Below are 11,494 nucleotides of genomic sequence, written 5' to 3'. Positions count from 1 at the left end.
ATTTCTTCCAGCCGAGATTGTAGGCATCGACCTCGCCACGCACGGCGTCGAGGAACCACACCTTGTTCACCACGTCCTCGAGAAGCTCGACGTCGTGGGAGATGATGATGAGCCCGCCCTCGTGCTTGGCGAGGAAGTCGCGCAACCAGTTGATCGAATCGGCGTCGAGGTGGTTGGTCGGCTCGTCGAGAAGCAGCGTCGTCGCGGACTTCCCGCCCCCCTCGGAAGCGGCGAACAGAATCCGGGCGAGCTCGACGCGGCGACGCTGGCCGCCCGAAAGGGTGCCCATCTGCTGCTCGAGGATGCGGTCCTCCAGCCCCAGCGAGGCGCAGATCCGTGCGGCCTCGCTTTCGGCCTCGTAGCCGCCTCGCGCGGAGAATTCCTCCTCGTACCGACCGAAGCGGCGAACGGCCTTCTCCTGCCTTTTCGCGTCGGAGTCGTCGGCCATTCGCTCTTGCTCGATCGACATCTTCGCCATCAGTTCGTCGAGGCCACGCGCGGAGAGCACGCGGTTCTTCGCCGTCTGGTCCATGTTCCCCTCGCGCGGATCCTGAGGGAGATAGCCGATCTCGCTCGTCGAGATGACTTCGCCGCCGTAGGGCTCCCCCTCGCCGGCGATGATGCGCATGGTGGTGGTCTTACCGGCGCCATTGCGACCGACGAGCCCGATGCGGTCCCCCGGTTGCACACGCAGCGTCTGGCCGTCCATGTGCAGCAGGGTGCGCACACCTGCGCGTACCTCTAGGTCGTCAATGGTGATCACGTGTAAGCGCCGTTCCCTTCAAATCGAGCCGATTGGCCAACGGGCCACATTACCGGCCGCTTCGCCCGTGAGGCGAACCGAGAATCTCCCGCCGAACTCCGGGCTAATGTGGTGGACGATATGCCCACTCGCGACTTCCTCATCGCCGGCCTCGGTCCCGCGGGCCTCGCCCTCGCCGCCGCGTGCTCCCGCCGGGGCCTCTCCGTGCGCGCCGTAGACCCCAGACCCGGGCGTGTCTGGTCGGCGACCTACGGGATGTGGGACGACCAGTGGGAGGCCGCGTGCGCAGCCTTCCCCGAGCTTTCCGAAGTTCCTGTCGCCACGACATCCCACCCACGACTCGTTGCTCCACGCAGATCCGGCGCACGCCCGGAGTTCGGACGGATCGCCGCGGATTACGTCGTCGTGGACTCCCCTGCCCTACAACGCTCCCTCGCTGCCGCATGCCCTCCAGGCATGACGTCGGAGCAAGCACCTTCCACGGCCGATCTGGGTGCCCTCGCGGCGCAGGGCACGCGCGTCGTCGACTGCCGTGGCGCCGTCCCACCGGACCTGCGTGCCGACCCGGCGGCGGCCACGTGCCAGAGCGCATACGGCGTCGTCCTGCCGGCCGGTCTGGCTCGCGAATACCTTCCTGGGAGCAAAGGCTTCCTGATGGACTGGCGCACCGACTCCTTCGGATCGCCCGCGGTGCCCAGTTTCCTCTACGCCGTCAATCTGCCCGGAGACAGGGTGCTTCTCGAGGAGACCGACCTCGTCGGAGCGCCGGCGTTGTCGATCACCGAATTGCGAGAACGCCTCCATCAGCGGCTCGGCTGGGCCTCCGGAACACGTGGAAGGGCCGGAGATCTTGACGATGTCGAGAGTTCGCGCGGGGTGTTCGCGACCGAGAAAGTCCGATTCCCCGTGCTACCGGCGAAGCGCCCAAAGGGCCTAGAGACTTTCGGCACGGCCGGCACCGCCGGGCATCCGGCCACCGGATACAGCGTCGGAGAGATCCTTCGCAGCGCAGTGGGCGCAGCCGACGCGCTCGCGGCCGGGCGCCCCATCCCCTCCTCTGCGGGAGTAGGGACGCGTGCGCTGCATCGCATGGGTCTCCGCGCCCTCCGGGCGCTCGATGGTCCGGCGCTACAGGAAATGTTCGCGGGCTTCGCCGCGATGGACGTGCGACGTCAACAAGCGTTTCTGGACCGAAGTTCGAGGGCATTGCCGACCGGAATGGCGATGGCCACACAGTGGTGGAATACGACAAACGCCACGCGTGCATCGGTGGCACGCGCGGCGCTTCTCGGACGGTAGGTTCCCGGAGTCCCCGGGGCCTAAGGCCCCGGGGCGATTGGAGTCAGATCAGATCGTGAACCCGAGCGCGCGGAGCTGCTCACGTCCGTCATCGGTAATCTTCTCGGGGCCCCACGGCGGCATCCATACCCAGTTGAGCTCGAGCTCGTCGCACGGCCCGTCGTCGACGACCGCGCTGTGCGCCTGGTCCTCGATCATGTCGGTGAGCGGACATGCGGCTGAGGTCAGCGTCATGTCGACCCGGGCGGTCTTGCCGTCGTGAATCCAGATGTCGTACACGAGGCCGAGGTCGACCACGTTGATGCCGAGCTCGGGGTCGACGACGTCGCGCATCGCTTCCTCGACATCGGCGGCGAGCTCGAGGTCCTCGGGGCTCTGCTCGGTGCGGTCGGCGGCGGGACGGAATTCGCCGTTGTAGGACATCGAGTCGTCCTGCGAGGCATCAGCCTCGGCGGCGACATCTTCGCCGGTCTTCTGCTGCGTGGCGTCAGTCATTTTCGATCACTCCTGTGATGACTACTTTTGCTGCTGGACAAGTGCGTCTTTGAAGGCCATCCAACCCAGCAGAGCGCACTTGACGCGCGCCGGGTACTGGGACACGCCCTGGAGAGCGACGGCATCGTCGAGCAGGTCCTCGTCGCCGTCGATCTTCCCGCGGGAGGAAATCATCTCGTGAAAGCCGTCGAAAATCTCCATCGCCTCTTCGACGGGCTTGCCCACGAGGAGGCTCGCCATCATCGACGTCGAGGCCTGGGAGATGGAACAGCCCTGGGCCTCGTAGGAAATATCCTCGACCGTCCGTCCGTCGGGCCCGAGCTCAAGTCGAAGCGTGAGCTCGTCGCCGCACGTCGGATTAACGTGGTGGACTTCTGCGCCGAAAGGTTCGCGGAGGCCTGAAAGCTGCGGGTTTCGGTAGTGATCGAGGATCACTTCCTGATACATCTGTTCGAGCTTCATATCCCCTACCTCACTGCAAAGAAGTCTTGCGCCGCGACTACAGCTTCTGCCAGCGCATCGGCCTCGTCAAGTGTGTTGTACACCGCGAATGACGCTCTGACGGTCGAATTTATTCCATAGGCGCGATGCAGGGGCCACGCGCAGTGATGTCCGACGCGCACGGCAACACCGCGGTCGTCGAGCACCTGGCTGACGTCGTGGGCATGGACCCCGTCGACGACGAAGGACACGGCGCCACCACGAGCGGTGTTGTCCGTCGGTCCGACGATGCGCACTCCGTCGATGGCGGACACCTTTTCGAGGGCCCGTGCGGTGAGCTCGGCCTCGTGCGCCGCGACCGCATCCATCCCGATGCGCTCGAGATAGCGTACGGCGGCCCCGAGACCGACGGCCTGCGACGTCATCGGAACACCCGCCTCGAACCGCTGGGGCGGTGCGGCGAAGGTCGTACCCTCCATCGTCACCGTCTCGATCATCGATCCGCCCGTGAGGAACGGCGGCATCTGCGCGAGCAACTCGCGACGGCCGTAGAGGACGCCTACGCCGGAGGGGCCGAGCATCTTGTGCCCGGAGAAAGCGGCGTAGTCGACACCGAGCGCACGGAAGTCGACCGGCATATGCGGAACCGACTGGCAGGCGTCGAGCACCGTGAGCGCGCCGACGGCCTTGGCCATGTCGACGACGCGGGCCACATCGAGAACGGCGCCGGTGACATTCGACTGGTGCGTCAACGCGACGACCTTCGTGCGCTCGGTGAGTTCGAGCGAGTCGAGGTCGATGCGACCGTCTTCGGTGAGCCCGAACCATTTGAGAGTCGCGCCCGTCCGGCGGGCGAGCTCCTGCCAAGGAACAAGGTTCGCGTGGTGCTCGAGTTCGGAGACGACGATCTCGTCGCCCTCGCCGACGTGGTGCCCCTCGAAGCGGTCGTCGCCGAGGACGAACGCCACAAGGTTGAGCGCCTCGGTCGCGTTCTTGGTGAACACGAGCTCGTCGGCATCGGCGCCGACGAAGCCGGCGAGCGCCTCACGCGCGTCCTCGTAGGCGTCGGTCGCTTCCTCGGCGAGCTGATGCGCGCCTCGGTGAACCGCCGCATTCGACGTGGTGAGAAACTCGTATTCGGCGTCGAGCACCTGCCTGGGGCGCTGCGATGTGGCGCCCGAGTCCAGGTAGATCAAGGGCTTTCCATCGCGCACCGTGCGCGACAAGATCGGAAAGTCCTCGCGGATCTTGGTGATATCCAGTGCTGAGGACAACGTGGTACCTACGCCTTCGCCGCGTCGGTGTAGCGCTCGTAGCCGTGCTCTTCGAGCTCGTCGGCGAGCTCGGGGCCGCCGGAGGTGACGATGCGGCCATCGGCGAACACGTGGACGGTGTCCGGCTTGATGTAGCGGAGGATGCGCGTGTAGTGCGTGATGAGCAGGATGCCGCCGTTCTCGCCCTCCTTGTAGCGGTTCACGCCGTCCGAGACGACGCGGAGGGCATCGACGTCGAGTCCGGAGTCGGTCTCGTCGAGCACCGCGATCTTCGGCTTGAGCAGATCGAGCTGGAGGATCTCGTGCCGTTTCTTCTCGCCGCCGGAAAAGCCCTCGTTGACCGAACGCTCGGCGAAGTTCGGGTCGATTTTGAGATCGTTCATGGCGGACTTGACTTCCTTGACCCAGTGGCGCAGCTTCGGGGCCTCGCCGCGCACTGCGGTCGCGGCGGTGCGCAGGAAGTTCGACATCGACACGCCGGGCACCTCGACGGGGTACTGCATGGCGAGGAAGAGTCCTGCGCGGGCACGCTCGTCCACGCTCATCGACAGCACGTCCTCACCGTCGAGGGTGATGGTGCCGCCGGTGACCTCGTACTTGGGGTGGCCGGCGATGACGTAAGACAGTGTGGACTTGCCCGAACCGTTCGGGCCCATCACCGCGTGGGTCTCGCCAGAGTTGATGGTGAGGTCGACGCCCTTGAGGATTTCTTTCGCTTCCTCGTTCTCGTCGGTGGCTGCCACTCGCGCGGTGAGGCCGCGGATTTCCAAAGTAGACATGAGATCAATCGCTTTCGATAAGTGGTTTGTGGCGCCCCTCGCCGGTAACTCCCGGCGAAGGGCCGCTAAGTAGAACGGTTGCTAGACGCCGACGAGCGCGAGCTCGTCCTCGACGTACTCCGCGAGACGCTCACGGACATCCTTGACGGAGATCTTGGCGATCACCTCGCCGAAGAATCCGCGTACGACGAGCCGGCGAGCGACTTCCTCCGGGATGCCGCGGGCCTGAAAGTAGAACAGCTGGTCGTCATCGAAACGTCCGGTTGCACTCGCGTGGCCTGCGCCCTCGATCTCGCCGGTCTCGATCTCCAGGTTCGGAATGGAGTCGGCGCGCGCGCCGTCGGTGAGGATGAGGTTACGGTTCAGCTCGTAGGTGTCGGTGCCGGTAGCGGCCGCACGAATGAGCACGTCGCCAACCCAGACCGCGTGGGCATCGGGAAGCTTCGACGTCTTGTCCGCCTGCAGCGCACCCTTGTACATGATGTTCGAGCGGCAGTTCGGGGTATCGTGATCGACGAGAAGACGATGCTCGATGTGCTGGCCGTCGTCCGCGAAGTAGAGGCCGAACATCTCGATCTCTCCGCCGGGCGCCGTGAAGTGACCATCGGAGGACACTCGGATCAGCTCGCCGCCGAAGGACGCTGCGGTGTATCGCACGCGAGCGTCGCGTCCGACCTTGAGGTGATGGCCGGCGAGGTGGGCGGCGTCGTCCTCCCAGTCCTGCACGGTAATGACCTCGAGGTAGCCGCCGTCGTCGACGATGAACTCGACATTCTCGCCGATCGTTCCGCTGCCGACCTGGTCGAGAACGACGATCGCCCGCGCGAAGCGCTCGACACGGATCTGGGTATGGGCGAAGGCGACCTTGCCCTCGCCGGGGCCCGTCATCTTCACGACCACCGGGGTCTCGAGCTCGCGCTCCTTGGCGACCGTCACGATCGTCGCGGTGTCGGTCGACGTGAAGGCCTGTGCCTGCACGCGATCGCGCGGCTCCCCGGCCTCCCCGATGCGGGGATCGTCGGTGGCGACATTTTCCACGCTGACGCCGTCGACCGGGTTTCCGTCGTTATCGCCCACGGTCAGCTCAATCGAGCCCGTGACCTCGACTCCCTTGCCGTCGTGGAGACCTCGAAGCCGCTTGAGCGGGGTGAAACGCCAGACTTCGTCCTTGAAGGTGGGCACCTCGAAGGCCTCCACGTCGCGAGACGTGAAGACGTCACCCTTGGTGAGCGAAGCGTCGAATTCCTTGCCCGCGGTGGCACCGGTGACCTTGCCCGGCACGAGATCGGTGGCCTTTTCAGTCGTTGCCATGGATTAACCCACCGATCCTTCCATTTGCAGCTCGATCAGACGGTTGAGCTCGAGCGCGTACTCCATCGGGAGTTCCTTCGCGATCGGCTCGACGAAGCCGCGGACGATCATGGCCATGGCCTCGTCCTCGTCCATACCGCGGCTCATGAGGTAGAACAGCTGGTCGTCGGAGACCTTGGACACAGTGGCCTCGTGGCCCATCGTCACGTCGTCCTCGCGGATATCGACGTACGGGTAGGTGTCGGATCGGGAGATGTTATCGACCAGCAGAGCATCACATTTGACTGTGGACTTGCTGCCCTTGGCGCCCGGGTTGACCTGAATCAGACCGCGGTACGCCGAGCGTCCACCGCCACGGGCGACGGACTTGGAGACGATCGAGGACGAGGTGTTCGGCGCGAGGTGCACCATCTTCGAACCGGTGTCCTGATGCTGTCCCTCGCCGGCGAACGCCACGGACAGAACCTCGCCCTTGGCGTGCTCACCGGTCATCCACACGGCCGGGTACTTCATCGTGACCTTGGAGCCGATGTTGCCGTCGATCCACTCCATCGTGGCGCCCTCTTCGGCGCGCGCACGCTTGGTGACGAGGTTGTAGACGTTGTTCGACCAGTTCTGGATCGTCGTGTAGCGGCAACGGCCGCCCTTCTTCACGATGATCTCGACGACCGCGGAGTGCAGCGAGTCGGACTTGTAGATCGGCGCGGTGCAACCCTCGACGTAGTGCACGTAAGCGCCCTCGTCGACGATGATGAGAGTGCGCTCGAACTGGCCCATGTTCTCGGTATTGATGCGGAAGTAGGCCTGCAGCGGGATGTCCACGTGGACGCCCGGCGGGACGTAGATGAAGGAACCGCCGGACCACACTGCGGTGTTGAGCGCGGAGAACTTGTTGTCCCCGGCCGGAATGACCGAGCCGAAGTACTCCTTGAACAGCTCGGGGTGCTCGCGAAGACCGGAGTCGGTGTCGACGAAGATGACGCCCTGGCTCTCCAGGTCCTCGCGGATCTGGTGGTAGACGACCTCGGACTCGTACTGAGCGGCGACACCGGCGACGAGGCGCTGCTTCTCCGCCTCCGGGATGCCGAGCTTGTCGTAGGTGGCCTTGATGTCCTCGGGCAGCTCTTCCCAGCTGGTGGCCTGCTTCTCCGTGGACCGGACGAAGTACTTGATGTTCTCGAAGTCGATGCCGGACAGGTCGGCCGACCACGTGGGCATCGGCTTCTTCTCGAAGATACGGAGCGCCTTCAGGCGTGCCTCGAGCATCCACTCGGGTTCGGACTTCTTGCCCGAGATATCGCGAACAACATTCTGCGAGAGGCCACGCTGGGCGGCGGCGCCGGCGGCGTCACTGTCGTGCCAGCCAAACTGGTAAGCACCGATCGAATCGATGATTTCCTCGTCTGTGGTCAATTCGCGCTCTGTTGTCTCGGCCGACACTTGGTCCTGGCTGAGAGTCATTCGACCTCGTCCTTTCGGTTATTACGTCTGGCAATGCAAGGGCAGTCACGCTGCCGACGGTCGTTTATCAGGGAAATCGTGCAGGTTTGTGGTCAGAACGTCCAATTCCGGGAGCTAGGAGACATCGCCGACCTCTTCCGGTTCCGGCTGGCCATCTAGAACGGGAATGTTCGTGGTGCACGCACAGTTACCCACGGCCAACGTCGCCAGGCGTTGGATATGTGTACCGAGCTTGACCTCGAGCACGTCCTGCTCTGCGGCGCACAGCTCCGGACAGCTCGAGGCGACGTCCCACACCGGGCAATGGTGCTGGCAAAGCTGCACCCCGGCAATGGATTCGTCCACCGTTGCTTCGTAACCCGCCTCCGACAGGGCCGTCGCGAGATCCCTCGCCGCGCGTTCGACATCGTCCGGTCCCGAGGCCGGTTCGACACCGGCGACAAGAGCAGAGAAACGACGCGAGGCGAACTTGTACACCGCTTCCGAACCACCCGCCTCTCGGAGGGCCTCAAGCGCCCCAAGAGCGAGCTGCCCGTTGGAATCGCCCCGCAGACCACGGCCTCGAGCGGTGATCCGCCAGGCTCGCGCCGGGCGTCCACGTCCTCCCGAAGGCCGACGAATCGTTTCTACCAACGACTCTTCTGCGAGATTTTCCAGGTGGCGGCGCACCGCCGTCGGAGTGAGGGACAGCGTCTGGGCAACTTCCGCAGCCGTCGAATCCGGATGCCGCAGCAGATGACCGAGAACCTTCTCTCGAGTACCGGCCCCGGCGTCCCCGCTCGATGGCGAATCGGGTTTACTTTCGGGTGCAATAGGTGCGACAGACATCAACTCACCTCCTCACGCCTCTCTACATTACGCAACATATATGTTTCGTAAATAATTCCACCCCGAAAAAGGACGCAATCGGTGCCGGGCGCCGAGGGAACTCGGCGTCCGACGTCATAGGGAAAACTATGGTGGAGCGAGAGAACCGAGAGAATACGGACGGCGTGCGAGTGATCGGGCGCGCTCGTGTAGTGGGCAATTGACACCGCGCGGCCCGGCCGCGAGGTGCGGACGGCAGCGAAGGAGCAGATGCGTGGAAGACCAACCGCAGATCCACGCGTCTCCTGACCAGGTATCGGGCGGCCCCCCGAGCGACACCCCCACGGGCCAAGCCGGCGGAAAACGGAGCCTCGGCGCCTGGTGGAGCGAGAGGCTCGGGTACGCCTCGGCCGCCTTCGGGGCGGCAGCCTCCCGGATCGCGACGTCCGAGCAGGCGCACCAACCTCTCGACGAAATCCGCGCCATCCGCGTCGCTAGGCTTCGGCTGCTGGGCACGGCGGCGTCGATGCTCATGGCATTCGGCGCTGTCGGCGCCGGCGCGTTGCCGGTGTTGCAGAACCCGGCCCAGGGCGAACGGGTCGTCGGCTTCCTGCTTCGCGTCCAGCAGGGCTCGATGACCATCGCGATGATCGGCATGGTGTCGCTCACCCTGTGCTGGCTCGCCCTTGGTTACTACGCACTTGGCCGCTCATTCCGCGGAAGGCCTCTGCCCACTCTGCGGCGGCTCGAACTCGACCGAATCATCGCCGCGTGGGCCATCCCACTGGCCGTCGCTCCGCCGATGTTCTCCAAGGACGTCTACAGCTACCTCGCTCACGGCGCGATGGCAGAGGTACTCAAGGATCCATATTCGCTCGGACCGGTGGCGGCGCTCGGGGTCGACCATCCGCTCACGATCAACGTCCCGACAATGTGGCGCGAAACGGCGAACCAGTACGGCCCCGGCTTTCTCGCGATCGAACGCTTTGTCTTCGATATCACCGGCGACAACGTCGTCGCCGGACTTGCGCTACACCGCATCTTTGCCGTCATCGGGATCATCGCGACAGCCTGGGCCATCCCCCGCCTCGCGCGCCGCTGCGGCGTATCCGATGTCGCCGCACTGTGGCTGGGCGTTGGCAACCCACTCGTACTTTTCCATCTCGTCAGCGGCATCCACAGCGAATCGGTAATGCTCGGATTCCTAGGCGTCGGGCTCGTCGCGGTTCTCCGCGCCACCGATCACGTGGGGCGGTGGGAAAAGCGCGAGTACGCGTTATTCGTCGTGGGAACGGTATTGGTGACAGCGGCGGCGATGGTCAAACTGCCGGTCGCCGTCGCCCTCGGCTTCGTCGGAATCGCGCTCGCCCGCCGGATCGGCACGAGCTGGGGCGCATTGCTGCGCGCGGTGGGAGTCATGGCGGCCCTTTCGATCGCGACAACGCTCATCGCGATGGCGGTGACCGATTCCGGACTCGGCTGGCTGACCAAGCTCGGCGCAGCCACGGCGGTGCGGTCCTGGCTGTCGCTGCCCACGGCGTTCGGCGTCATCGTCGGCGCGGTCGGGCAAATACTCGGACTTGGCGATCACACCGAGCAGGTGCTCGCGATCACCCAGACAGGCGGGATGCTTGTCGCCGGCCTGTGGACGCTTTGGCTGCTGTGGGTCGTGTGGAAGGGGCACCTGCACCCCCTCGGAGGAATGGGGCTTGCGCTTCTCGGCATTGTTCTCATGTTCCCCGTCGTCCAGCCCTGGTACGCACTTTGGGCAATGGTTCCGCTCGCCGCGTGGGTGTCGGCGTGGCGCTTCCGTCTCCTTGTCATCGGGTATTCCGCGCTTCTTGCGTGCTTCGTGCTCCCGCCTGGGTACGGCCCGCCTCCGTCGGTGACGATCGGTGCCTGGGTCGCCACGGTGATAGTCCTCGGGATCGGGCTTCTTCTCTGCGCCTGGCGGCCGGGGTATCTCCGCCTTGACCGGATCGCACAGGGCGGTAGCTCGGGGCGCGCACGCGAGGACATAACATCGACATCGTGACCAAGGCCGACGAGACTCTCGCACTGCGTGCCCGCGGGCTGGTTCGCCGATACGGCGACACCACCGCGGTCGACGGAATCGATCTGGATCTCCATCGGGGTGAGGTAATGGCCCTTCTCGGACCCAATGGCGCAGGAAAGACATCGACCGTGGAGATGTGCGAGGGCTTCATCGCCCCGGACGAGGGCTCGATCTCGATCTTCGGGCTCGATCCCATCGCCGACCGCGAGCAGGTGCACGCCCGGGTCGGGATGATGTTGCAGGGTGGCGGCGCCTACTCCGCGTCACGCACCGAGGAAATGCTGCGGCTCATCGCCTCGTTCTATGCGGACCCGCTCGACGTCGACTGGCTGCTCGACACACTTGGTATGCGTGAACACGGCCGCACCCCGTACCGCCGGCTATCCGGCGGGCAACAGCAGCGTCTGTCCCTCGCCTGCGCCATCGTCGGCAAACCGGAATTGGTGTTCCTCGACGAACCCACGGCCGGACTCGACGCCCAGTCACGCATCGCCGTGTGGGACCTCGTCCGCGCTCTTCGCCGCGATGGCGTCGCCGTGCTGCTCACCACCCACCTCATGGACGAGGCGGCCGAACTTTCGGACTCCGTCGTCATCATCGACCGCGGCAGCGTTGTCGCGACGGGCTCACCCGAACAGATCTCCTCACTCGGGCTCAGTGACGGCGTGGTGGCGACTTTCCCCGACGACGTGCCCGCATCCGAACTGGACAGCCTCGCCGGCGCACTGAGCGGCTTCGACGTGCGCGTACGAGGAGGAAACAGGGCCAACGAGATCAGCATCGACGGGGCCTCCTCCCCCGAGCTCTT

At 65.1% G+C, this 11,494-nt stretch carries 11 protein-coding genes; 3 read left to right on the top strand and 8 right to left on the bottom strand.

Annotated features, from left to right (window positions below; all coding sequences use genetic code 11):
• Positions 1 to 763: ATP-binding cassette domain-containing protein (locus K8V11_RS10250; RefSeq protein ID WP_303913632.1), on the bottom strand; the 763-nt coding region annotated here is incomplete at its 3' end.
• A 120-nt stretch (positions 764 to 883) separates the two neighbouring features.
• On the opposite strand from K8V11_RS10250, the gene K8V11_RS10245 reads away from it, so the two are divergent.
• Entirely contained in the window at positions 884 to 2,062 is a 1,179-nt protein-coding gene (locus K8V11_RS10245; RefSeq protein ID WP_303913630.1) for a lycopene cyclase family protein, read from the top strand.
• Between the two features lie 48 nt (positions 2,063 to 2,110).
• Here the strand turns inward: K8V11_RS10245 and K8V11_RS10240 are convergent, their stop codons facing one another.
• The 7 genes from K8V11_RS10240 to K8V11_RS10210 form a co-directional block, all read right to left on the bottom strand.
• On the bottom strand, positions 2,111 to 2,485 hold the full coding sequence (locus K8V11_RS10240) for a metal-sulfur cluster assembly factor (RefSeq protein ID WP_231887091.1): 375 nt from the start codon (positions 2,483 to 2,485) through the stop codon (positions 2,111 to 2,113).
• A 93-nt stretch (positions 2,486 to 2,578) separates the two neighbouring features.
• A complete protein-coding gene (gene sufU, locus K8V11_RS10235; protein ID WP_303913627.1) occupies positions 2,579 to 3,019 on the bottom strand; it encodes a Fe-S cluster assembly sulfur transfer protein SufU in 441 nt (146 codons plus the stop codon).
• A 5-nt stretch (positions 3,020 to 3,024) separates the two neighbouring features.
• Positions 3,025 to 4,272, bottom strand: a complete 1,248-nt coding sequence (locus K8V11_RS10230; protein WP_303913624.1) for a cysteine desulfurase — start codon at positions 4,270 to 4,272, stop codon at positions 3,025 to 3,027.
• An 8-nt stretch (positions 4,273 to 4,280) separates the two neighbouring features.
• Positions 4,281 to 5,051, bottom strand: a complete 771-nt coding sequence (gene sufC, locus K8V11_RS10225; RefSeq protein WP_303913621.1) for a Fe-S cluster assembly ATPase SufC — start codon at positions 5,049 to 5,051, stop codon at positions 4,281 to 4,283.
• An 81-nt stretch (positions 5,052 to 5,132) separates the two neighbouring features.
• Positions 5,133 to 6,362: a Fe-S cluster assembly protein SufD gene (sufD, locus tag K8V11_RS10220; RefSeq protein WP_303913617.1), complete on the bottom strand. Its 1,230-nt coding sequence runs from the start codon at positions 6,360 to 6,362 to the stop codon at positions 5,133 to 5,135.
• A 3-nt stretch (positions 6,363 to 6,365) separates the two neighbouring features.
• The gene (gene sufB / locus K8V11_RS10215) at positions 6,366 to 7,823 is read right to left on the bottom strand and encodes a Fe-S cluster assembly protein SufB (RefSeq protein ID WP_303913614.1); all 1,458 of its coding nucleotides are present in this window, start codon (positions 7,821 to 7,823) and stop codon (positions 6,366 to 6,368) included.
• Positions 7,824 to 7,937: 114 nt separating this feature from the next.
• Positions 7,938 to 8,651: a metalloregulator ArsR/SmtB family transcription factor gene (locus K8V11_RS10210; RefSeq protein ID WP_303913612.1), complete on the bottom strand. Its 714-nt coding sequence runs from the start codon at positions 8,649 to 8,651 to the stop codon at positions 7,938 to 7,940.
• A gap of 253 nt (positions 8,652 to 8,904) precedes the next feature.
• Here K8V11_RS10210 and mptB point away from each other — a divergent pair, with 253 nt between their 5' ends.
• Positions 8,905 to 10,665 carry a polyprenol phosphomannose-dependent alpha 1,6 mannosyltransferase MptB gene (gene mptB, locus K8V11_RS10205; RefSeq protein ID WP_303913609.1) on the top strand — a complete coding sequence of 587 codons (1,761 nt, stop codon included), beginning with the start codon at positions 8,905 to 8,907 and terminating at the stop codon, positions 10,663 to 10,665.
• A partial coding sequence (locus tag K8V11_RS10200; RefSeq protein ID WP_303913606.1) for an ABC transporter ATP-binding protein occupies positions 10,662 to 11,494 on the top strand: 833 nt, incomplete at its 3' end. The genes mptB and K8V11_RS10200, both read left to right, overlap by 4 nt.

It is taken from the genome of Dietzia timorensis (assembly GCF_020742175.1).
In the GTDB taxonomy this organism is placed as follows: Bacteria; Actinomycetota; Actinomycetes; order Mycobacteriales; family Mycobacteriaceae; genus Dietzia; species Dietzia timorensis_A.
Note: the sequence above shows the minus strand (reverse complement) of the source record. Positions and strands in the feature narration are given on the sequence as shown.